The 20776-nt window shown below is 65.4% G+C and carries 23 protein-coding genes; 15 read left to right on the forward strand and 8 right to left on the reverse strand.

Annotated features, from left to right (window positions below):
• The 6 genes from tolA to CQ050_RS23605 form a co-directional block, all read left to right on the forward strand.
• On the forward strand, positions 1-821 hold an 821-nt coding region (gene tolA, locus CQ050_RS23580; RefSeq protein WP_105559248.1), incomplete at its 5' end, for a cell envelope integrity protein TolA.
• 16 nt (positions 822-837) lie between these two features.
• Positions 838-2160 (forward strand): Tol-Pal system beta propeller repeat protein TolB, encoded by a 1323-nt coding sequence (tolB, locus tag CQ050_RS23585; RefSeq protein WP_105559343.1) that lies wholly within the window; start codon positions 838-840, stop codon positions 2158-2160.
• Between the two features lie 31 nt (positions 2161-2191).
• Positions 2192-2692: a peptidoglycan-associated lipoprotein Pal gene (gene pal / locus CQ050_RS23590; protein WP_006217420.1), complete on the forward strand. Its 501-nt coding sequence runs from the start codon at positions 2192-2194 to the stop codon at positions 2690-2692.
• An 86-nt stretch (positions 2693-2778) separates the two neighbouring features.
• Positions 2779-3465, forward strand: a complete 687-nt coding sequence (ybgF, locus tag CQ050_RS23595) for a tol-pal system protein YbgF (protein WP_105559249.1) — start codon at positions 2779-2781, stop codon at positions 3463-3465.
• The gene (locus tag CQ050_RS23600; protein WP_105559250.1) at positions 3465-4508 is read left to right on the forward strand and encodes an iron ABC transporter permease; all 1044 of its coding nucleotides are present in this window, start codon (positions 3465-3467) and stop codon (positions 4506-4508) included. Before ybgF ends, CQ050_RS23600 begins: the two co-directional genes overlap by 1 nt.
• Positions 4505-5302 (forward strand): ABC transporter ATP-binding protein, encoded by a 798-nt coding sequence (locus tag CQ050_RS23605; RefSeq protein WP_105559251.1) that lies wholly within the window; start codon positions 4505-4507, stop codon positions 5300-5302. Before CQ050_RS23600 ends, CQ050_RS23605 begins: the two co-directional genes overlap by 4 nt.
• A 63-nt stretch (positions 5303-5365) precedes the next feature.
• Here the strand turns inward: CQ050_RS23605 and CQ050_RS23610 are convergent, their stop codons facing one another.
• Positions 5366-5863 carry a YbaK/EbsC family protein gene (locus CQ050_RS23610; RefSeq protein ID WP_105559252.1) on the reverse strand — a complete coding sequence of 166 codons (498 nt, stop codon included), beginning with the start codon at positions 5861-5863 and terminating at the stop codon, positions 5366-5368.
• A 110-nt stretch (positions 5864-5973) separates the two neighbouring features.
• On the opposite strand from CQ050_RS23610, the gene CQ050_RS23615 reads away from it, so the two are divergent.
• The gene (locus CQ050_RS23615; RefSeq protein ID WP_105559253.1) at positions 5974-6783 is read left to right on the forward strand and encodes an alpha/beta fold hydrolase; all 810 of its coding nucleotides are present in this window, start codon (positions 5974-5976) and stop codon (positions 6781-6783) included.
• A gap of 23 nt (positions 6784-6806) precedes the next feature.
• Here the strand turns inward: CQ050_RS23615 and CQ050_RS23620 are convergent, their stop codons facing one another.
• Complete coding sequence (locus tag CQ050_RS23620; RefSeq protein ID WP_105559254.1) at positions 6807-7277, reverse strand: Lrp/AsnC family transcriptional regulator; 471 nt, start codon at positions 7275-7277, stop codon at positions 6807-6809.
• 244 nt (positions 7278-7521) lie between these two features.
• On the opposite strand from CQ050_RS23620, the gene CQ050_RS23625 reads away from it, so the two are divergent.
• Entirely contained in the window at positions 7522-8478 is a 957-nt protein-coding gene (locus CQ050_RS23625; RefSeq protein ID WP_233214266.1) for a DMT family transporter, read from the forward strand.
• A gap of 15 nt (positions 8479-8493) precedes the next feature.
• Here the strand turns inward: CQ050_RS23625 and fusA are convergent, their stop codons facing one another.
• The 4 genes from fusA to CQ050_RS23645 form a co-directional block, all read right to left on the reverse strand.
• Positions 8494-10605, reverse strand: a complete 2112-nt coding sequence (gene fusA / locus CQ050_RS23630) for an elongation factor G (protein WP_105559256.1) — start codon at positions 10603-10605, stop codon at positions 8494-8496.
• Between the two features lie 345 nt (positions 10606-10950).
• On the reverse strand, positions 10951-11415 hold the full coding sequence (locus CQ050_RS23635; protein ID WP_006225971.1) for a universal stress protein: 465 nt from the start codon (positions 11413-11415) through the stop codon (positions 10951-10953).
• 99 nt (positions 11416-11514) lie between these two features.
• On the reverse strand, positions 11515-11859 hold the full coding sequence (locus CQ050_RS23640) for a TIGR01244 family sulfur transferase (protein ID WP_105559257.1): 345 nt from the start codon (positions 11857-11859) through the stop codon (positions 11515-11517).
• 29 nt (positions 11860-11888) lie between these two features.
• On the reverse strand, positions 11889-13349 hold the full coding sequence (locus CQ050_RS23645; protein WP_233214267.1) for a PLP-dependent aminotransferase family protein: 1461 nt from the start codon (positions 13347-13349) through the stop codon (positions 11889-11891).
• Between the two features lie 160 nt (positions 13350-13509).
• Between CQ050_RS23645 and CQ050_RS23650 the strand changes: the two genes are divergently transcribed.
• Together CQ050_RS23650 and CQ050_RS23655 are read left to right on the forward strand one after the other, a co-directional pair.
• Positions 13510-14430: a DMT family transporter gene (locus CQ050_RS23650; RefSeq protein ID WP_105559258.1), complete on the forward strand. Its 921-nt coding sequence runs from the start codon at positions 13510-13512 to the stop codon at positions 14428-14430.
• On the forward strand, positions 14427-15071 hold the full coding sequence (locus tag CQ050_RS23655; RefSeq protein WP_105559259.1) for a LysE family translocator: 645 nt from the start codon (positions 14427-14429) through the stop codon (positions 15069-15071). Before CQ050_RS23650 ends, CQ050_RS23655 begins: the two co-directional genes overlap by 4 nt.
• Before the next feature lie 9 nt (positions 15072-15080).
• On the opposite strand, the gene CQ050_RS23660 is transcribed toward CQ050_RS23655, so the two are convergent.
• Both CQ050_RS23660 and CQ050_RS23665 read right to left on the reverse strand, forming a co-directional pair.
• On the reverse strand, positions 15081-15773 hold the full coding sequence (locus CQ050_RS23660; protein WP_105559260.1) for an LrgB family protein: 693 nt from the start codon (positions 15771-15773) through the stop codon (positions 15081-15083).
• Positions 15763-16167, reverse strand: a complete 405-nt coding sequence (locus CQ050_RS23665; RefSeq protein WP_105559261.1) for a CidA/LrgA family protein — start codon at positions 16165-16167, stop codon at positions 15763-15765. Before CQ050_RS23665 ends, CQ050_RS23660 begins: the two co-directional genes overlap by 11 nt.
• A 95-nt stretch (positions 16168-16262) precedes the next feature.
• Between CQ050_RS23665 and CQ050_RS23670 the strand changes: the two genes are divergently transcribed.
• The 5 genes from CQ050_RS23670 (at position 16263) to CQ050_RS23690 (ending at position 20743) form a co-directional block, all read left to right on the forward strand.
• Positions 16263-17150: a LysR family transcriptional regulator gene (locus tag CQ050_RS23670; protein ID WP_105559262.1), complete on the forward strand. Its 888-nt coding sequence runs from the start codon at positions 16263-16265 to the stop codon at positions 17148-17150.
• 38 nt (positions 17151-17188) lie between these two features.
• Positions 17189-18076: an alpha/beta hydrolase gene (locus tag CQ050_RS23675; RefSeq protein ID WP_105559345.1), complete on the forward strand. Its 888-nt coding sequence runs from the start codon at positions 17189-17191 to the stop codon at positions 18074-18076.
• A gap of 195 nt (positions 18077-18271) precedes the next feature.
• Positions 18272-19183 (forward strand): dihydrodipicolinate synthase family protein, encoded by a 912-nt coding sequence (locus CQ050_RS23680; protein ID WP_105559263.1) that lies wholly within the window; start codon positions 18272-18274, stop codon positions 19181-19183.
• 86 nt (positions 19184-19269) lie between these two features.
• The gene (locus CQ050_RS23685; RefSeq protein WP_105559264.1) at positions 19270-20025 is read left to right on the forward strand and encodes an ABC transporter ATP-binding protein; all 756 of its coding nucleotides are present in this window, start codon (positions 19270-19272) and stop codon (positions 20023-20025) included.
• Complete coding sequence (locus tag CQ050_RS23690) at positions 20018-20743, forward strand: ABC transporter ATP-binding protein (RefSeq protein WP_105559265.1); 726 nt, start codon at positions 20018-20020, stop codon at positions 20741-20743. The genes CQ050_RS23685 and CQ050_RS23690 overlap by 8 nt, the downstream gene beginning before the upstream one ends.
• The last annotated feature ends 33 nt before the right edge of the window (positions 20744-20776 follow it).

The raw sequence follows: 20776 nt of genomic DNA on the forward strand, positions 1-20776 counted from the left end.
CTCCTCCTCCCAGGCCCGAACCCGAGGTTCAGCCCAAGACCGAGGAAGTGGATCCCGAGATCGCGATCCAGGAAGCGAAGAAGAAGCGCGAGCAGGAAGAGAAGGCACGTCAGGCCGCTGAAGCGGCCAAGGAAAAGGCGCGCCTGGAAGAAGAACGCAAGCAGGCTGAATTGAAGGAAAAGAAGCGCCTGGAGCAGGAACGCCAGGCTGCCGAGAAGGCGGCCGCCGAAAAAGCCGCGGCTGACAAGGCCGCCGCCGACAAGGCTGCCGAGAAAGCCGCTGCCGACAAGGCCGCTGCCGAGAAGAAGGCCAAGGACGACGCTGCCAAGAAGGCCGCCGCGGAAAAGGCCGCTGCCGACAAGGCGGCCGCCGAGAAAGCGGCCGCTGACAAGGCCGCGGCTGAAAAGGCCGCTGCCGAGAAGGCCGCCGCCGCCAAGAAAGCCGCTGCCGACAAGGCCTTGAAGGATGCGTTCCGTAATGACGCGCTGGGCGCCGCAGGCATCCCCGGCGGCACGGCAGACCGCAACCAGGCTGGCGGTGGACGCGATAACGGCTATGCCGCCAAGGTGCGCGCCTGCATCCTTCCGGGCGTGGCTTACCAGCCTCCGCCACGCAGCGGATCCGGAAATCCGACCGCACAATACCGGGTACAGTTAGGTACTGACGGGAAGGTTAACGGCGTATCGCTGACCCAATCCTCCGGCAATCCGGCGTTCGACCGCGCGGTCGAGACCGGCATCCGCCGCTGCAACCCATTCCCGAAGCCCTCCACGGGCGGCTACGACAAGTTCATTGACGTAGTGCACAAAATGTATGATTGACAGGAGATTGATGAATATGACTCCCGCTTATAGCCGACGAGGTTCCCTCCTCGCTCTCTGGCGATCGTATGGGCTCGGTTTGCTGATGCTTACACTGGCCTGCCTGATGGCGATGAAACCGGTCCACGCCCAATTGCGCGTTGATATTTCCGGCACGGGCGCGACGCAGTATCCGGTCGCCATTGCCGATTTCGCGGTGGACGACACCCACGGCCGCGCCCTGGCTGAAGTGATCCGCGCCGACCTGACCCGCACGGGCCAGTTCCGCCTGATCAATGCCGCCGGTTCCGGCCTGAACGTCGATTCGCCCATCGCCCATGACGACTGGCGCGGCAAAGGCGCCGACTTCCTGGCTTATGGCAGCATCACCCGTGGGGCCGATGGCCGCTACGACGTGCGCTACCGCCTGGCCGACACGGTGAAGAAGGGGCAATTGGACGGCGTGGCTTTCTCGGGCACCGAGCAGGAACTGCGCCGTGTGGCCCACCAGATCGCTGATCGCATCTACGAAAAGATCACCGGCGTTCGCGGCGTGTTCTCGACCCGTATCGCATATGTGCTGAAGAAGGGCGCCACCTACGAACTGCAAGTGGCCGACGCCGACGGGCAGAACCCGCAAGTGGCGCTGCGTTCGCGCGAGCCCATCATTTCGCCGTCCTGGTCGCCCGATGGCGCCAAGCTGGCGTACGTGAGCTTCGAGTCCGGCAAGCCGGTCGTGTACGTGCACACCCTGGCCACCAGCGCCCGCGTGCCCGTCGCCAACTTCAAGGGCAACAACAGCGCCCCCGCCTGGTCGCCCGACGGCTCCAAGCTGGCCGTGGCGTTGACGCGTGACGGTTTGTCGCAAATTTACATCGTTGGCGCGTCCGACGGGTCGAATCCCACCCGAGTTACGCGTTCTCCCGGGATTGACACCGAACCGACCTTTACGCCAGACGGTGCTTCCATTATCTTTACGAGTGACCGCAGCGGCGGGCCGCAAATCTATCAGACCGGCTCGACAGGTGGCGAAGCACGCCGCCTCACGTTTAATGGTGGTTACAACATATCACCCCGAATTTCCCCCGATGGATCGACGCTGCTGTACGTTGCAAGACGCGACGGCGCGTTTCGAATCGCGTCGTTGAACCTGTCCTCAGGCTCCGAATCCTTGATCACTGATGGTCGTGACGATCAGTCGCCAAGTTTCGCGCCGAATGGCATGCAAGTCCTTTACGCCGCCATCCAAAATGGACGTAGCGTACTTGCGGGTGTTTCGAGCGATGGCCGCGTACGGCAGACGCTTTCGGTACTGAACGGGGAAATACGTGAACCGACTTGGGGCCCATTTACCCGATAACACGTGTGACTCTCTTTGCAAAGGAACTATCATGAAGTCGCGCATTGCCAAAAGCCTGACCATTGCCGCTCTGGCTGCCACTCTGGCAGCTTGCAGCTCCGTCCCTCTCGACGATAAAGCGGGTCAGGGCGGAGGCGCTGGCCAAGGATCTTCGGCCTCTGGCCAAATCCTTGATCCCTTTAACCCCCAAAGCATCCTGGCGCAACAGCGCTCGGTGTACTTTGATTTCGACAGCTACACCGTGTCGGACCAGTACCGTGGCTTGGTCGAAACCCATGCCCGCTACCTGGCTTCGCACCAGCAGCAGAAGGTCAAGATCGAAGGCAACACCGACGAACGCGGCGGTGCTGAGTACAACCTGGCCCTGGGCCAGCGTCGTGCAGACGCCGTGCGTCGCATGATGACCCTGCTGGGCGTCAGCGACAACCAGATCGAAACCATCAGCTTCGGCAAAGAAAAGCCGAAGTCGACGGGAACGTCGGAAGCCGACTTTGCTGAAAACCGCCGCGCCGATATCAACTATCTGCGTTAAGCTTTTCGTATAGTCCAAGAGCCCTACCACGCGTCGGGACGGTCAGCCGGCCGTCCCGACGTTTGTTTTTATACCCGGGAATATTCATGCGCGATAACGTTCTGTCCCTGCGTCCTCTGATTGTGGCCACTGGCCTGGTGCTTGCGGCCCTGACGGCGCCCGCTCACGCTTTTTCCGATGATGAAGCCCGTAAGGCCATTCTGGATTTGCGCCAGCAGGTGCAGCAGCAGAACGAGCAGAGCCAACGCGCCAAGCTGCAATTGGCCGACCAGATTCAATCCCTGCAGCAGGAAGTGGCGCAACTGCGCGACCAGCTGGAACTGGTGTCTCGCCAGCAGCCCAGCGCCAAGCCGGGCGCGCCCAACGGCACGAATCCCCCGGGCACCGCGGCTGGCGATCCGCAAGAGCAAGCCGCCTATGACGGCGCGATGGACCTGTTCCGCAAAGGCCAGTACAAGGACGCCGCGGAATCGCTGGCCGCCTTCACCGCGCTCTACCCGAACAGCCAGCTGGCCCCCAGCGCGCAGTTCTACCTGGGCAGCAGCCGCTACGGCATGAAAGACTTCAAGGGCGCTATCGAGCAGCTGACCAGCATGGTCCAGAAGTCGCCCGACAACGCCCGCGCGCCGGACGCCCTGCTGATCATCGCCGGCGGCCAGATCGAACTGAACAACCGCGCCGGCGCCAAAGCCACGCTGCAGCGCATTGTTCGCGATTATCCGAACGCGCCGGCTGCCGGCACGGCCAAGAGCCGCCTGCAACTGCTGCAGTAATGCTGCCCGCCGCAAGCGCGGTCAGCGCCTACCGGCACATCCTGCGCCGCCGCGCAGGGCTTATCGCCCTGCTGCTGGCGGCGATTTTCATTGCGCTGCTGATCGACTTCACGGTGGGGCCGTCCGGCCTGCCGTGGCGCGACCTGTGGCGGACCCTGACCTCGCCCGCCTCGGCCGATGCGACCTACCGCGTGATCGTGTGGGACATCCGGCTGCCCTCCGCGCTGATGGCCGCGCTAGTCGGCATGGCGCTGGGCCTGGCGGGCGCCGAAATGCAGACCATCCTGAACAATCCGCTGGCCAGCCCCTTTACGTTGGGGGTTTCGTCCGCCGCCGCGTTCGGGGCGTCGCTGGCGATCGTGCTGCAACTTGGGCTGCCCGGGGTATCCAGCAGTTGGCTGATCGCCGGCAACGCGTTCCTGTTCGCCGTGCTGGCGGCCTTGATGCTGGACGCCGTGGCCCGCTGGAGCGGCATGAATACGTCGGGCGTCGTGCTGTTTGGCATCGCCATGGTGTTCACCTTCAATTCGCTGGTGTCGCTGGTGCAATTCCTGGCCAGTGCCGAAGCGCTGCAAAACCTGGTGTTCTGGACGATGGGCAGCCTGTCGCGGTCCAGCTGGACCACGGTGAGCGTGCTGGCGCTGGCCGTTGCGCTGGCCTTGCCGCTGGCGATGCGCCAGTCCTGGAAGCTGACGGCGCTGCGCCTGGGCGAAGAACGCGCCGCCAGCTTCGGCGTGGACGTGCGCCGGGTGCGCGTCGCGGCGCTGGCGCGGGTCAGCCTGCTATCGGCGCTGGCCGTTGCGTTTGTCGGCACCATCGGATTCATCGGGCTGGTGGCGCCGCACATCGCGCGCAGGCTGTTCGGCGAGGACCATCGCTTTTACTTGCCTGGCAGCGCGCTGGTGGGCGCGCTGATCCTGTCGCTGGCGTCCGTCGTTTCCAAGAACCTGCTGCCCGGCGTCGTCGTGCCCGTTGGCATCGTGACGGCACTGGTGGGCATCCCCTTCTTCGTATCCGTGCTGTTGCGCCGGCAATTGCCATGACACGCGACGCCGTATTGGACATCCACGGACTCACCGCCGGCTATGGCCGGAGCGACGTGCTGCACGCGCTGTCGATCCCGGCGCTTGCCGCAGGCCAGGTGACCGCCCTGCTGGGCCCCAACGGCAGCGGCAAGTCCACGTTGCTGAAGGCGCTGGCCGGACTGGTCCGCGCGCGCGACGGCAGCGTCTTGCTGGAGGGGCATGACATGACCCGGCTGGGCGTGGGTGAACGCGCCCGACATATGGTCTACCTGCCGCAGAGCCTGCCTGCCGCCGTGCATCTGCGGGTATTCGAATCGGTGCTGGTTGCCGCGAACGCCAGCCGCGACGGGCTGCCGGCCGGTGCGGGAATGGCCGACATCGAACGCCTTCTGGACCGATTGGGCATCGGGCATCTGGCGCTGCATTACCTGGATGCCTTGTCGGGTGGGCAGAAACAGCTGGTGGGCCTGGCGCAGGCGCTGATCCGCCATCCCCGGGTGCTGCTGCTGGACGAACCCTTATCCGCCCTGGACCTGAATTATCAGTTCCATGTGATGCGGTTGCTGAAGCAGGAGACGCGCGAGCACGGCCTGATCAGCGTCATCGTGCTGCACGACCTGAACGTGGCGTTGCAGCACGCGGATCGCGCCGTGATGATCCAGGCTGGCCGGCTGCATGCCGAAGGCGCGCCGGCAGACGTGATCACGCCCGCATCGCTGGCCGCAGTCTATGGGGTGCAGGGGCGTGTGGAAGCGTGCTCGCGCGGGCGGCGGCAGGTGCTGATCGACGGGCTGGACGAACATCCGCGCTGAACGGCGCCGACGCCTCGGATGCCGAGCGCCAGATTCGGAATTCTGAGTCTTGAATGCGACCGATCAGGCGCGCAAGGCCACATCGACCACCGGCGCACCGGTCATGTCCGCCAGCTGCCGGGGCGTCAGGTTGAACACGGCATGCGGGTGGCCGGCGGCCGCCCACAGGCTGTCGTAGTTGAACAAGTCCGCGTCCAGCAACATGACCGGCTTGACGGCGTGACCGATGGGGCAGACGCCGCCGATGGCGTAGCCCGTCATGTCGCGCACGAACCTGGCGTCGGCCTTGGCCAAGGCGCCGACCTGCTCGGCCACCTTGGATTCGTCGACCCGATTCGCGCCGCTGGCGATGACCAGCACGGGCGCATCGTCGGACACCCGGCGAAAGATGATCGACTTGGCAATCTGCGCCACTTCGCACCCCAGACCCGCCGCCGCTTCGGCCGACGTCTTGCCCGATTGCGGCAGGACGACGACGGGCTTGTCATGCCCGATCTCGAGCAGCAGGCGGGCGACGCGTTGGGCGGATTCGGGCAAAGCAGCAAGGGACTCGGGGGACATCGTGGCGGGCTCCGTGAAAGATTGCGAACGAGTTTATCAGCGGTGGCCGGTGATGCCCGGCCTTGGCGGCGGGCTAGAATGCGGACCTGGCTTTCCCCTTCCCGACCTCCATGCGTTCCGAACCCGTACTGCCCCTGCAAACCGCATTGATCAACGGCTACGCCATGTCCTACACCGAGTACGGCAGCGGCACGCCGCTGGTGCTGGTGCACGGATCTTTATCGGACTGCCGTTACTGGAAGTCGCAGATGGCGCCGCTGGGCAAGTCGTTCCGGGTGCTGGCCGTTTGCCTGCGCCGGTACTGGCCCGAGACCTGGGACGGCGAAGGCGATGGGTTTTCCATCGAGCAGCATGCCAGCGACGTGCTGGCGTTCATTGAAACCGTCGCTGGCGGCCCTGCCCATCTGGTCGGTCATTCCCGCGGCGGCCGCGTGGCGCTGGAAGCCGCGCTACGCCAGCCCGACGCGTTGCGCAGCCTGACGCTGGCCGATCCGGGCCTGCCGCTGCCCGGCGGCGACGATTCGCGTGGAGGTTTCCGCCAGCGCGCCTTGGCGCTGATCCGCCAGGGCGACGTCGAGGAAGGCCTAGCGCTGTTCGTGGACACGGTGACGGGCCCGGACACCTGGCAACGCATGGTGCCGTGGTTCAAGGAGATGGTGCGTGACAACGTCGGCACGCTTTTCGGCCAGGCGGACGAAAAGCCCGAAGCCCTGACGCCGCAGCAGATCGGCACGCTGAAGCTGCCGACCCTGTTGATCGGTGGCGCGTTGAGCCCCGCCCCCTACCCCGCCGTGCTGGATGCCCTGTCGCAATGGGTGCCGCACGCGCATCGCGTGACGGTCGTGGGTTCGTCGCACGGCATGAACCTGGGCAATCCGCGCGCCTTCAACGGCGCCATCGACGCCTTCATCGGGGGCTAGGCCGGGCCTGGCTTCTCTTAAGGCTAGGGCTCCACCGAAGGCGTGTGCTTGAGCCGCCGCAGGACGAAGGTGGAACGGCTGTGGCGCACGCCGCGCAGCTTATACAAGCGTTTGCGCAGGAATTCCTCGTAGCCCTCGGTGCCCGCCACGGCGACCTTGATCAGATAGTCGTATTCGCCCGTGACCAGAAAGGCTTCAACTACTTCCGGCAGCCGCGTGATCTCTTCTCCAAAACGCGCCAGGGACTCATCGTCGTGGTGTTCCAGCGTCACCTCGATCATGACGGTATCCGGCAGGCCCAACGCCTTTTGATTCAGCAAGGCCGCGTAACCCTCGATCACCCCCGCCTCTTCCAGCGCCTTGACCCGATTCCAGCAAGGAGTGGGCGACAGGCCGACGTGTTCGGCCAGTTTCAGGTTGGTCAGGCGGCCGTCGGCGCGCAATGCGCGAAGGATCTTGCGGTCGGTTTCGTCGATTTTCGGGGTGGCGGACATGGCTGGCGGACCCATAAAGAGAATATCCCTGCGAATACGAATTCTACAAGGTAGATATTCTTCTTTAAACGCTAAATGGGCGTGAATCAGGAAACCTATTTTGTTTCCCCAGCCGTAGACTTTCCAGCAAGACGAGCCCTATCCCGCCCGTCGGATTTCGACGCCTGCGCCGCGGCACAACCCGGCGTGCGCGTCGGTAGTTCCCACGCAGCAACCCGCGCGCCGATCCGCGCGGCTGGAAATCATGTCACACGCAGCAGCAGTATCCGCAAGAACCGGTCTGGGCCTGTCCGGCACCGCCATGCTCCTGACCGCCCCGGCGTTATTCGCGTCGAACATGGTCGCGGCCCGCTGGGCCCACGATGCCAGCCTTCCCCCCGTTTTCCTGGCCTTTGGCCGCTGGCTGCTGGCCTTGCTGATCTTGCTACCGCTGGCGGCCCCCGCCCTGCGAGCGCATCGCCGCGCGTTGTGGCGCAGCCTGCCCACCCTGCTGCCGCTGGCCGTGCTGGGCATGGGCGTGGCCGTGGCGCCGCAGTACATTGGCGCGCAAACCACCAGCGCCACCAACATCGCCCTGATCTTTTCATGCAGCCCCATCCTGGTGGCGCTGCTGGAAGCGCTGATCTGGCGCAAGCCGCTGTCGGCGCTTCGGGCGGCCGGCCTGGGCCTGGCCCTGGGCGGCGTGCTGGTGGTGCTGTCGCGCGGCGACCTTCAGACGCTGGCCCGGCTGGCGTTCGGCCAGGGCGACCTATGGGTGTTGCTGGCCGCGACGGGCTGGGCGTTCTATACCGTGCTGCAGAAGCGCCTGACCTTGCCCGCCGTGCCGGACCACGCACGGCTGGCAACGATGATGCTGGGCGGCGTGCTGGCGCTGGCGCCCTTTGCCGGCATCGAAGCCGCGGCCGGCGCCACGCCCCCCTGGACCGATCCGCGCCTGGCGGCCGTGCTGCTGTTTCTGGCGATCGTGCCCAGTCTGGGCGCCTATTACGTCTATGGCCGCCTGATCAGCCAGGCCGGTCCCGCCACGGCGGGGCTGTCGATGTTCCTGGTGCCGGTGTATGCCGCGCTGCTGGCCTGGCCCCTGTTGGGCGAAACCCCGCAGCTGTTCCACGCCTATGGCTTCGTGATGATTCTGATGGGCGTGAAGATGGCGTCTATGCGCCTGCGAACCGGGGCCGCCACTGTGGCCGCCCCGGCCTGACCACGCAACGCGAGGTCAGCGGCCCGCGCCTTGGGCCGCGATGACTTCCTGTGCCACCTGGCGCGGCGCTTCGGCGTAGTGCTTGAACTCCATCGTGTAGGTCGCGCGCCCTTGGGTCAGCGACCGCAGCGACGTCGAATAGCCGAACATCTCGGCCAGTGGCACTTCCGCGCGCACCACCTTGCCGCCGCCACCCGCGATGTCTTCCATGCCCTGCACCATGCCTCGCCGCGACGACAGGTCGCCCATCACGTTGCCGGTGAAGTCCTCGGGCGTCTCGACTTCGACTTGCATCATCGGTTCCAGCAAGACCGGATCGGCGCGCCGCATGCCTTCCTTGAACGCCATCGAGCCCGCCATCTTGAACGCGTTCTCGTTCGAGTCCACGTCGTGATATGACCCGAAGAACAAGGTCGCCTTCACGTCCACGACGGGGTAGCCCGCCAGCACGCCGGCGTTCAGCGATTCGCGGATGCCCTTGTCGACCGCCGGGATGAATTCGCGCGGTACCACGCCGCCCTTGATGGCGTCGACGAATTCGTAGCCCTTGCCTGGCTCTTGCGGTTCCAGCTTCAGCACCACATGGCCATACTGGCCGCGCCCGCCCGACTGCTTGACGAACTTGCCTTCGACTTCGTTGCAGGCCTTGCGAATGGTTTCGCGGTAGGCCACTTGCGGCTTGCCAACCGTGGCCTCGACGTTGAACTCGCGCTTCATGCGGTCGACCAGGATCTCCAGATGCAGCTCGCCCATGCCAGAGATGATGGTCTGGCCCGATTCCTCGTCGGTGCGCACGCGGAAGGACGGGTCCTCTTGCGCCAGCCGGTTCAGCGCGATGCCCATCTTTTCCTGGTCGGCCTTGGTCTTCGGTTCCACGGCCTGCGAAATCACGGGCTCGGGGAAGACCATCCGTTCAAGGATGATGACGTGCGCGGGATCCGATAGCGTGTCGCCGGTGGTGACGTCCTTGATGCCGACCGCCGCGGCGATATCGCCCGCATACACCTCGGTGATTTCCCGACGTTCGTTCGCGTGCATCTGCAGGATGCGGCCCAGCCGTTCCTTCTTGCCCTTGATCGGGTTGAAGACGGAATCGCCCGATTTCACCACGCCGGAATACACACGGAAGAACACGAGTTGCCCGACGAACGGATCCGTCATGATCTTGAAGGCCAGCGCCGAGAACGGTTCGTTGTCGGCAGGATGGCGCTCGATTTCGCGGTCGCGCTCGTCGTGTCCCTTGATGGCCGGCACGTCGAGCGGCGACGGCATGTAGTCGATGACGGCGTCCAGCATCGCCTGCACGCCCTTGTTCTTGAAAGCGCTGCCGCACAACATGGGCACGATCTCGTTGGCGACGGTGCGCGCGCGCAAGCCCTGCTTGATTTCGTCTTCCGTCAGGGGTTCGCCCGACAGGTACTTTTCAAGCAGCGTCTCGTTGGCCTCGGCGGCCTTTTCCACCATCTTGTCGTGCCATTCCTGCGCCTGCTCAAGCATGGACGCGGGGATGTCTTCATACTTGAACTTCACGCCCTGGCTGGCGTCGTCCCAGATGATGGCCTTCATTTTGACCAGGTCGATCACGCCTTCGAAATGGTCTTCGGCGCCTACCGGAAGCTGGATCGGCACGGCGTCGCCCTTCAGGCGTTCGGCGATCTGGCGCTGCACGCGTAGGAAGTCCGCGCCCACGCGGTCCATTTTGTTGACGAAGGCCAGGCGCGGCACCTTGTATTTGTTGGCCTGCCGCCAGACGGTCTCGGACTGCGGCTGCACGCCGCCCACCGCGTCATAGACCATGACCGCGCCGTCCAGCACGCGCATGGAGCGTTCGACTTCGATGGTGAAGTCGACGTGCCCCGGGGTGTCAATGATGTTGATGCGGTGTTCAGGGTAATTGCCCGCCATGCCTTTCCAGAAGGCGGTGGTGGCTGCCGACGTGATGGTGATGCCGCGTTCCTGCTCTTGCTCCATCCAGTCCATCACGGCGGCGCCGTCATGGACTTCGCCGATCTTGTGGGTGATGCCGGTGTAGAAGAGGATGCGCTCGGTGGTCGTCGTTTTGCCCGCGTCGATATGGGCGCTGATGCCGATATTGCGGTAAAGCTCGATACGCGTCTTGCGAGTCATGGCCTCTTCCTTGCAGTGAACCACTATGCATATACGGCAAGCCCGACCGGGCGCTGCCGCGGCGGGCGCCATGCCGCGTGTGGTACCTGAGGAATGCGGAACCGCGCCCGCGCTGATGCGTAAATATTACGCGCCGCGCGGCAAGATACAAGGACCAATCGGCCGCGTGCGGTGAAAAATATCTTCATGGCCGCGATAGGGAAAACAAGCCCCCACGCCGCGCACGTGGCACGTGCTTGCTGGCCCGGGCGGCGTTTTTGTCTTGATAGGGCCCAAGACAAAAAAAGCCCCTCGCGATGGAGGGGCTTTGCGGCGCATGCGCCGGCCTGGCGCGGGGCCGGGTGCTTACTTCTTTTCTTCCTTGACGCGGTAGACCAGCACGGCGGTGCTGGCCAGCGACAGCACCTTGGCCGTGACGCTGCCCAGCAGCAGGCGCGACAGGCCGCTGCGGCCGTGGCTGCCGATGAAGATGAGGTCGCAGCCGGCATCGGTGGCGGCCTGCACGATGCCGTCGGCCACGTTGAAGTTGGACACGGCGCGCGACTCGGACTTGACGCCAGCGGTGTCGGCGCGGTCGGTGATCTGCTTCAGGTATTTGTCGGCTTGTTCGGCCGAGGCCTTTTCGTAGTCCTCGTCGGTGATGGCGTAGGCGGCGGCCATGCCGTCAAAGCCGATCGTGGCCGCAAAGGGTTGCGTCACGTACAGGGCGACAACTTCGGCGCCAACCGAACGCGCGAAGGAAATGCCCGCGTTGGCGGCTTGGGCCGACAGCGGCGAACCGTCGGTGGGAATCAGGATCTTCTTGAACATCTTGCCTGCTCCTGTTTGAGAGGAATCTTTATGCTACCGGAAAGCCGCCAGGTTCACATCAAGGGAACCGGGCGGTATTGACCTGCGTCAAGCGCCGTGTCAGCCCAGTTGCTGAGCGGCGGCGAAGAGATTGGTGCAGCGGGTGCCGGTGCGGCAATAAGCCAGCACGGGGCCCGGCAGGGTCTTGAGCAGTTCGGCGAAGCGCACCACGTCGGACACGGTCATGGCGCTGCCCACCACGGGCTGGTATTCCACCGCCAGGCCGGCGGCGGCGGCGGCCTTGGACACGTCGGCGGCGGTGGGCTGGTCGGGGCCGCCTTCAAAGTCGGGGCGGTTGATGATGACGCTCTTGTAGCCGGCGGCGGCAACATCGGCCATGTCGTCGGGACCCAATTGAGGCGCGACGGCAAAGCTTTCGGTCAGGGGCTTGATGGGTGCGGACATGGCGGTTCCTTCAGATAGATAGCTGCATATTATTGATTGTAGGAGCCGTTTTGCGCGAAGAGTTTTTCCAATTCTGTCCAGACGCCGCGATCATCCGCGATGGAAACCGAGAACCGCAGCATGGTCGAAGGCGCCTGCGACGGTGAAAACAGCGTGCCTGGCGCCAGCAGCATGCCCCGGTCGGCGGCTTCGCGCGCCAGCACTTCGGTGTCGCGCCCGCAGTCAGCCCACACGAACATCCCTGCGTTGGGCTCGTGGGGCACCGTCAGCCCCAGCTTCAGCAGCCCCCGCATGCACCGCTGGCGGGCGTCGTCCACCCGCGCGCGCACGCGCTCGATGTGCCGCCGGTATTGCCCTTCCATCAGTACGCGATGCACCACGCGTTCGCCCAGCTCGGGCGAGGTCAGCCCGGCCAGCATTTTCAGGTCGGCCAGCTTTTGGAGAATGTCGGGGTTGGCCGCCACATAGCCCACGCGCAGGCTCGCGGCCAGCATCTTGGAATAACCGCCGACGAGAATCACACGGTTCAAGCGGTCCAGCACCGCCAGCTTCATGGCGCCGCCGGGGTGCAGCTCGCCGTAGGTGTCGTCTTCGACCACCATGAAATCGTGGCGCTCGGCGATCCGCAGGATGTCGTAGGCCACGCCGGCCGACAAGGTGTGGCCGGTCGGGTTATGCACGGCGCTGTTGATGATGAAGAGTTTCGGTTTGTGCTCGGCCGCCAACTGCTCCAGCATGGCGATGTCCGGGCCGTCCGGCCCGCGCGGCACGCCGATCAGCCGCGCGCCAAACGCCACCAGCCGGCCGAAGATGACGAACCATGCCGGGTCTTCGACCAGTACGGTGTCGCCCGGCTTGACCAGGTGGCGCGCGATCAGGTCCAGCCCATGGGTGACGCCATTGGTGGTCAGGAGGTTCAGCTCCGGGTGCGCCGGCACCCCGTCGTTCTGTAGAGACGCGGCAATTTGCTGGCGCAAGGGCGCAAAACCCTGTGGATGGCCATAGCTGACCAGATTGGCGCGCACCGACCGCCCCACCGCGCGCACCGCCCCTGCCACCATATCCGGGTCCAGCCACTCGGCCGGCAACAGGCCGGCCCCGCCGGGCATGCCCGGGGCATTGGTTTCGCGAAACATGCTGCGCAGCAGCCAGGCGATGTCCACCCGTGCCGGCGGCGCCAGCGTCGTGGCGGGCGCCGTGGCCACCGCCGCCAGCGGGCCGCTGCGCGCACGGACGAAAAAACCCGCGCCGCGACGCGATTGGACCAGGCCACGGGCCACCAGCCGGTCGTAGGCTTCGACGACGGTAAAGCGGCTGACGCCGGACTGTTCGGCCATTTTGCGGATGGATGGAAGGCGAGTACCGGGCCGCAGCCCCTGTTCGTCGATGCGGCGGGCCAGGCCATCGGCCAATTGCGTCACCAGGGAAGCATCGGCCTGGCGCACGGGCAGCCACGGCATGGAGGGTGCGGAAGCAGGAGCAACTGTCATGGGGATTCGACCAGGCCAGTGATTAAAGTGATATGCCTAAGTGTACCGGTACTGTACCGATAACTATGCGTAGAGTGACAGCAATACGGAAAGCTCGCAACTGCGGGCACCCCGATTCCCCGGCCCACCCATCGCCCCCTCGCGTTCCCTGGCAACTGTCATGACCCGATCCACGCTCTATCCGTCCCCCCAGACGGCACCCATCGCGCCTCCTTCCGTCTGGGAAGGTTATGGCTACGGTTTCCTGGGCGTGCTGGTCTTTTCGTTGACGCTGCCGATGACGCGGCTGGCGGTATCCGAACTGACGCCGTTGCTGGTGGGGCTGGGGCGCGCCCTGGTCGCCGCGGTGCCGGCGATCGCCCTGCTATGGCTGACGCGCAGCCGGCGGCCGAACCGCCACGAGTGGCCTGGCGTCATCCTGGCCGCGCTGGGCATCGTCGTGGGCTGGCCGCTGGCCTCGACCCTGGCGATGCAAAGCGTGTCGTCTTCGCACGGCGCGGTGTTCAACGGCTTGTTGCCGCTGTCGACGGCCGCTTTTGCGGCGTTGCGCAGCGGTGAACGCCCGTCGGCTTCGTTCTGGGGCTGGGCGGTGGTGGGCGCCGCGCTGGTCACGACTTTTGCCTTGCGCCAAGGCCACGGCACGCTGTCCACCGGCGACCTGTGGCTGCTGGTGGCCGTGGTGCTGGGCGGCATGGGTTATGCCGAAGGCGCCCGCGCGGCACGCACGCTGGGCGGTTGGCGCACAATATGCTGGGCGCTGGCAATCAGTGCGCCCGTCGTGCTGGCGCCGGTTGGCTGGATGGCCACGCAAGCCCAGTGGCCCAGCGCCACGGTAGTTTCCGCCTGCGCCTACCTGGCGTTCGGCTCGATGTTCCTGGGATTCTTCGCCTGGTACCGCGGCCTGGCCGTGGGCGGAATCGCCAGGGTGGGTCAAGTGCAGTTGTTGCAACCGTTCCTAACGGTCGTGGCGGCGGCATGGTTGTTTGGCGAATCCGTGGAGCCGTCGACATTTTTGTTCGCCGCCGCCGTGATCGCCGTTATCGCCGGCGGACGCCGTGCCATTGTCAGGACCAAAAAATGAATCTGCTTCCCACCAACTGGGCCGACGTGCCCTTGGCTTCCGCATCCTTGCTGGGTCCGCTGGCGCTATTTGCGCTGGTCAGCTCGATTACGCCGGGGCCCAACAACGTCATGCTGGCGTCGTCCGGCCTGAACTTCGGCTTCCGCCGCAGCATGCCGCATCTGCTGGGCGTGAACCTGGGCTTCACGCTGATGATCTTCCTGGTGGGCATCGGCCTGGGTTCGGTGTTCCAGCAAGTGCCCGCGCTATACACCATCCTGAAGTACGCCGGCGCCGCGTACCTGCTCTACCTGGCCTGGAAGATCGCCAATTCCGGCGGCATGGAGGACGGTGAAGCGCGCGGCAAGCCGTTCACCTTCCTGCAAGCCGCGGCGTTCCAGTGGGTCAATCCGAAAGCGTGGGTCATGGCGGTGGGCGTGGTGGCGACCTACACGCCGCAAAACGGCTTCTTCGCCAATCTCGTCATCGCCACGCTGGTGTGCGGCATCGTCAACCTGCCCAGCATCGGCGTCTGGGTGACGTTCGGCACCGCGCTGCGCCGGGTGCTGCACAAACCCTGGGCCGTCCGCGCATTCAATGTGGGCATGGCGCTGCTGCTGGTGGCATCGCTGTACCCGGTGGCGCTGGAGCTGATGCACTGACGCATCGCGTCAGGCCAGCAGGCCGACGACGACGGCGGGGGTGATCAACACGTTGAACAGTCCCGCCATCACCATCACCAGGCCCGCGACGGCGCCCTCTTCGGCCGCCAGTTCGCGGGCCTTCGCCGTTCCGGCGCCGTGCGCGCCCATGCCGAACAGCGCGCCCCGCGCCAACGCGGAGCGCAGCGGCAGCCAGCGACGCATCAGTTGGCCGATGGCCGCGCCGAACACGCCGGTCACGATCACGAACACCGCGGTCAGGTCCGGCACGCCGCCCACATGGGACGAGACCGCCACTGCGAAGGGCGTGGCGACCGAGCGCGGCAGCAGGCTCAGTCGCAGATCCGGCGGCAGGTCGAGCAGGCTGCCCAGCATCCAGGCGCTGACGCCGGCGATCAGGCTGCCCACCGCCACGCCGGCCACCAGCACGGGCCAGTAGCGCCGGATCAGCACGCGCTGCTCGTACAACGGCAAGGCGAAGGCCACGATGACCGGCCCCAGCATCGCCATCAACCAATGCGAGCCGGACATGTAGTCCCGATACCCGGTGTGCAGGACGATCGCCAAGGCCAGCAGCAGCGCGGGCGCCACGACCAGGGTCGATGTCCACCAGTACGCATGGCGGCGGTAGAACAGGCGCGCACAGACGTAGGCCGCGACCGTGGCCGCCGGCCAGAAGAGCTGGTTGAATTCAAGCGGCATGGCGGTTCATCCAGCGATAGCAAAGGTCGATGGTCAGGGCAGTGCCGGCCATGACCAGCGCGGTGCCCAGCAGGATGACAACCAGCAGCTTCACGCCCAGCATCCCCAGGAACTCGCGGTGGTCCAGCAGCGACATCACGGCGGGCACGAAGAACAGCAGCATTTCACCCAGCAGCCAGCTCGCCCCGCGATGGACGTTGCGCACATGCAGCCGTCGCGTTGCCAGCAACGCCAGCACCAGCGCCATGCCGATGACGCCGCCCGGCACGGGCAGGCCGAAGGCATTGGCCAGGACTTGGCCCAGCAAGGAGAACAGGACGATCAGGGCGATTTGCAACAAGCGGCTGCGGCGCAGTGCAAGGCGCAATACGAGGGCGGTACGAGGGCGAGACATCAGACGGTTCCAGCAACAAGCTGGTGTTTTACGCCTGCTCACCCCATAGATAAAATGAATTCGAAGAATCCAACTTATTCCATATAGGCATACCCATGGACCTGCGCCCCTTGCGCGCCTTGGTGGAAGTCGTCCGCCAAGGCGGCTTTTCCCAGGCAGCCAAGACCATCTACGCCACGCAGCCCACGGTCAGCAAGGCCGTGCGCCAGTTGGAAGACGAGCTTGGCCTGCCGTTGCTGGACCGCCAGGCGCAGCCCGTCCGCCTGACGGAGGCGGGCGAAATCGTCTACCGGCGCGCCGTGGCGATGTTGGCCGAACGCGACGACCTGTACGCCGAACTGGACGACCTGAAGGGGCTCAAGCGCGGCGTACTGCGCCTGGGATTGCCGCCGCTGGGCAGCAGTTCGCTGTTCGCGCCGATGTTCGCGCGCTTTCGCAGCCGCTATCCGCAGATCGAGATCAGCCTGGTCGAGCATGGCAGCCGCCGGCTGGAGGAAATGGTGATGACGGGCGAGATCGAACTGGCGGCATCGCTGCAGCCCGTGCCCGACAACGTGGAATGGCAGCCGGTGGCGCGCGAACCCTTGATCGCGTTGCTGCCGGCCGACCACCCGAGCGCGCGCGCCGCCTCGGTCGGCCTGCATGACCTGCGCGCGTCTCCGTTCATCCTGTTCGAGACGGGCTTTGCCCTGAACCGCATCATCCACGACGCCTGCCAACGCGCGGGCTTCACGCCCGCCATCGCGGCGCGTAGCGGCCAGATCGATTTCATCGTGGCGCTGGTAGCGGCCGGGCTGGGCGTGGCCTTTCTGCCGCGGCTGAAGGCCGACGATGCCTTGCCTGCCGGCGTCTGCCGCGTGCCCTTGCGCGACCCGGGCACCGATTGGGAAATGGTGCTGGTGTGGCGGCGCGGCGGTTACCTGTCGCATGCCGCGCAAGCGTGGCTGGCACTGACGCGAGAGGCGCATCCCGGAGTATCCTGATGCCGGAACCCAACCGGCCCGACAGGGTCATAGCTTTCATGCCCGCCCTGCCCCGATTCTCCATCCGCCGGCTTTTCGTCGCCGCCCTGCTTGCCGCTGCCGGCGTGGTGGGGTGCTCGCACCTGGACTCCTGGCAGCGCCAGACGATCTTTTCCCCTCAGTCCGAACCGCAGACGTGGTGGCGCGAACCCGCCGCCGGCACCGAGGTCTACGACCTGGCGCTGGCCAATGGCGACAAGGTGCGCGCCTGGTATTGGCAAAGCCCCAAGACGGGTGCGCCCACGGTGCTGTACCTGCATGGCGCGCGCTGGAATCTCAACGGCAGCGCCTTCCGCATCGACGGCTGGACCCGCATGGGATATTCCGTCCTGGCCATCGACTACCGCGGCTTCGGCGCCTCCACGCCGCGCCTGCCCTCCGAGGAAAGCGCGTTGGAAGACGCGATGGCCGGGCTGAAAGAACTGGCACGGCTTCAGCCTGACGCCGCCCGCCGCTTCGTGTATGGGCACAGCCTGGGCGGCGCCATCGCCATCGATCTGGCCGCCCGCCCCGAACAGCCTGATTTCGCCGGCCTGATCGTGGAATCCAGCTTCACCAGCATCGGGGCCATGCTGGGCACCCTGCGCTGGGGCAAGGTGCCGGGCGCGGGCCTCTTGGTGACGCAGCCTTTCGATTCGGTGGACAAGCTGGCCCGCATGCACACGCCCATGCTGTTCATGCACGGCACTGCCGACCGCGTGGTGCCCCACACGATGAGCGATGAGCTCTTCGCCGCCGCGCGCAACGTGGCGCCAGACCTCAAGCGGCTGGTGAAGATTGAAGGCGCGTCGCACTCGGGCGCCTTCCGCAGCGGTCCGCAGTACGACGCCGCGGTCAAGACGTTCATGCAGGACGCGACCCGGGCCTACAAGCGCAAAGCCGGCTGACGGTCCAGCGCCGCCTTGCCGCCCCGCCGCCGCGCGGGGCTTTTTCTTGCCTTCCGTTCATCGTGCCTGCCGGGAAAACCCGATCTCGGGAAACTCCCATATAAAAATATCTATTAAATATATTTAACGAATATTAGACTTTACTTCAGCTCGCCGCTCCGCCATTGAAGCGTCGGCATCCTGAGGAGAAGCCAGTTGAGTAACGTGCGTTGGCAGGGCGTATTTCCTGCCGTAACCAGTAAGTTCCATGCCGACGAATCCCTCGACTTCGACGCAATGCGCAAGCATTTCGGCTTTCTGATCGACAACGGGGTCCACGGCCTGGTCACCTGCGGCTCGCTGGGTGAAGCCAGCACTTTGACGCTGGAAGAAAAGCTCGACGTCACGCGGTGCGCCGTGGAAGTCAGCGCCGGCCGCATCCCCGTGCTGGCCAATGTGTCGGAAACCAGCACCCGCGAAGCCCTGCGCTTCATCAAGGCCGCCGTCGAACTTGGCGTGGACGGCTTCATGCTGATGCCGTCGCTGATCTACGTGGCGGATGCGCGCGAAGCGATGCAAAGCGTCCGCACCATGGCGGAAGCGGCGCAAAAGCCCTGCATGATCTACAACAATCCGGTCGCCTACCGTGTCGACCTGAAGACCGAGCACATGGCCGAACTGGCCGATTGCCCCTGGCTGGTCGCCATCAAGGAAAGCAGCGACGACATCCGCCGCCTGACCGACCTGCGCAACGCGTTGGGCACGCGCTACCAGCTGTTCATCGGCGTGGACGACCTGTCGTTCGAAGCGCTGGCGCTGGGCGCGGACGGGCTGCTGGCCGGGCTGGTCACCGCCTTCCCGCGTGAAACCGTGGCGCTGTACGACCTGATGAAGGCCGGCCAGTGGCAAGACGCGCTGGCGCTGTATCAATGGTTCACGCCGCTGCTGCATCTGGACGTGTCCACCAAGCTGGTGCAGAACATCAAGCTGGCCGAGACCCTGGCCGGCGTCGGCAACGAACATGTGCGCCGGCCCCGCCTGCCGCTGGTCGGCGCGGAACGCGAACGCTGCACCGCCATCATCCAGGCCGCGATGGCCAAACGCCCCAAGCAATACCAGTCGACGTAAGCGCCCGTTCCCGGACGCGACTCGCCGCAGCACGAACCCTCCGCCGGGCGCGGGGGGCCTGTCCCCCTGCACGCCTAACGGACACCATGCACAGCGACATCATCCTTCAGACCCGGGGCTTGACCAAGGAATTCCGCGGATTCGTGGCGGTCAACAACGTCGACCTGAACGTGCGGCGTGGCGCCATCCACGCGCTGATCGGCCCGAATGGCGCAGGCAAGACGACGTTCTTCAATCTGCTGACCAAGTTCCACATTCCGACGCGCGGTCAGATCGTGTACGACGGCGTGGACATCACGCAGGAACGGCCCGCGCAGACCGCGCGGCGCGGCATCGTGCGTTCGTTCCAGATATCGGCCGTGTTCCCGCAGTTGTCGGTGCGCGAGAACGTGCGCGTGGCCCTGCAACGCAAACTGGGCGTGGACTATTGCTTCTGGCGGTCGGAAAGCACGCTGGAAAGCCTGCACCACCGCGTCGAGGAACTCCTGGACCAGGTTGGCTTGCGCACGCATCTGGACGTGGCAGCGGGCGACCTGCCCTATGGCCGCAAGCGCACGCTGGAAATCGCGACCACGCTGGCCCTGGAGCCCGAGTTGCTGCTGCTGGACGAACCCACGCAGGGCATGGGCCACGAGGACGTGGACCGGGTCAAGCACCTGATCAAGCAGGTGTCCGCCGGACGCACGATCCTGATGGTCGAACACAACATGAAAGTGGTGGCGGACATCTCCGACACCATCACCGTTCTGCAACGGGGCGAGATCCTGGCCGAAGGCCCCTACGCGACGGTGTCGGAAGACCCCGCCGTGCGCGAAGCCTACATGGGAGCCGAAGATGAATGAAGCCGTGGCCGGCGCCGCCGCGAACATGCTGGAAATCCGCGACCTGCACGCCTGGTACGGCGAATCGCACATCCTGCACGGCATCGACCTGGACGTGAAACCCGGCGAATGCGTGACGCTGCTGGGCCGCAACGGCGCAGGCCGCAGTTCGACGCTGAAAGCCATCCTGGGCCTGGTGGGCCGTCGCAGTGGTTCGATCAAAGTCCAAGGGCAGGAAACGGTGGCGATGCCCACCCACAATATCGCGCGCCGGGGCATCGGCTATTGCCCCGAAGAACGGGGCATCTACGCGTCGTTGACCGCCGAGGAAAACCTCATGCTGCTGCCCTCGGTCGGGCCGGGCGGGATGTCGGTGGAAGAGATCTACGCGATGTTCCCCAACCTGAAAGAACGCGCGCACAGCCCCGGCACCCGGCTGTCGGGCGGCGAACAGCAGATGCTGGCGATGGCGCGCATTCTGCGCACCGGGGCCCGCTTGCTGCTGCTGGACGAAATCACCGAAGGCCTGGCTCCCGTCATCGTGCAATCGCTGGGCCGCGTGATCCGGCAATTGAAAGCGCGCGGCTACACCACCGTGCTGGTCGAACAGAATTTTCGCTTCGCCCAGCATCTGGCCGATCGCCATTACGTCATCGAGCACGGCCAGGTGGTTGCCGTGATCGACCGCGCCGAAGTCCAGCAATCGCAAGACAAGCTGAACGCCTTGCTTGGCATTTGATGTCCCGCTGTATTCCTTCCGACCGCAGTCCCC

The sequence above is a fragment of the Achromobacter sp. MYb9 genome (genome assembly GCF_002975275.1).
Lineage (GTDB): Bacteria > Pseudomonadota > Gammaproteobacteria > Burkholderiales > Burkholderiaceae_B > Achromobacter.

Coding starts and splice junctions, on each gene's coding strand:
- tolB (WP_105559343.1), top strand. CDS start 838: ATGACTCCCGCTTATAGCCGACGAGGTTCCCTCCTCGCTCTCTGGCGA.
- pal (WP_006217420.1), top strand. CDS start 2,192: ATGAAGTCGCGCATTGCCAAAAGCCTGACCATTGCCGCTCTGGCTGCC.
- ybgF (WP_105559249.1), top strand. CDS start 2,779: ATGCGCGATAACGTTCTGTCCCTGCGTCCTCTGATTGTGGCCACTGGC.
- CQ050_RS23600 (WP_105559250.1), top strand. CDS start 3,465: ATGCTGCCCGCCGCAAGCGCGGTCAGCGCCTACCGGCACATCCTGCGC.
- CQ050_RS23605 (WP_105559251.1), top strand. CDS start 4,505: ATGACACGCGACGCCGTATTGGACATCCACGGACTCACCGCCGGCTAT.
- CQ050_RS23610 (WP_105559252.1), bottom strand. CDS start 5,863: ATGTCCCCCGAGTCCCTTGCTGCTTTGCCCGAATCCGCCCAACGCGTC.
- CQ050_RS23615 (WP_105559253.1), top strand. CDS start 5,974: ATGCGTTCCGAACCCGTACTGCCCCTGCAAACCGCATTGATCAACGGC.
- CQ050_RS23620 (WP_105559254.1), bottom strand. CDS start 7,277: ATGTCCGCCACCCCGAAAATCGACGAAACCGACCGCAAGATCCTTCGC.
- CQ050_RS23625 (WP_233214266.1), top strand. CDS start 7,522: ATGTCACACGCAGCAGCAGTATCCGCAAGAACCGGTCTGGGCCTGTCC.
- fusA (WP_105559256.1), bottom strand. CDS start 10,605: ATGACTCGCAAGACGCGTATCGAGCTTTACCGCAATATCGGCATCAGC.
- CQ050_RS23635 (WP_006225971.1), bottom strand. CDS start 11,415: ATGTTCAAGAAGATCCTGATTCCCACCGACGGTTCGCCGCTGTCGGCC.
- CQ050_RS23640 (WP_105559257.1), bottom strand. CDS start 11,859: ATGTCCGCACCCATCAAGCCCCTGACCGAAAGCTTTGCCGTCGCGCCT.
- CQ050_RS23645 (WP_233214267.1), bottom strand. CDS start 13,349: ATGACAGTTGCTCCTGCTTCCGCACCCTCCATGCCGTGGCTGCCCGTG.
- CQ050_RS23650 (WP_105559258.1), top strand. CDS start 13,510: ATGACCCGATCCACGCTCTATCCGTCCCCCCAGACGGCACCCATCGCG.
- CQ050_RS23655 (WP_105559259.1), top strand. CDS start 14,427: ATGAATCTGCTTCCCACCAACTGGGCCGACGTGCCCTTGGCTTCCGCA.
- CQ050_RS23660 (WP_105559260.1), bottom strand. CDS start 15,773: ATGCCGCTTGAATTCAACCAGCTCTTCTGGCCGGCGGCCACGGTCGCG.
- CQ050_RS23665 (WP_105559261.1), bottom strand. CDS start 16,167: ATGTCTCGCCCTCGTACCGCCCTCGTATTGCGCCTTGCACTGCGCCGC.
- CQ050_RS23670 (WP_105559262.1), top strand. CDS start 16,263: ATGGACCTGCGCCCCTTGCGCGCCTTGGTGGAAGTCGTCCGCCAAGGC.
- CQ050_RS23675 (WP_105559345.1), top strand. CDS start 17,189: ATGCCCGCCCTGCCCCGATTCTCCATCCGCCGGCTTTTCGTCGCCGCC.
- CQ050_RS23685 (WP_105559264.1), top strand. CDS start 19,270: ATGCACAGCGACATCATCCTTCAGACCCGGGGCTTGACCAAGGAATTC.
- CQ050_RS23690 (WP_105559265.1), top strand. CDS start 20,018: ATGAATGAAGCCGTGGCCGGCGCCGCCGCGAACATGCTGGAAATCCGC.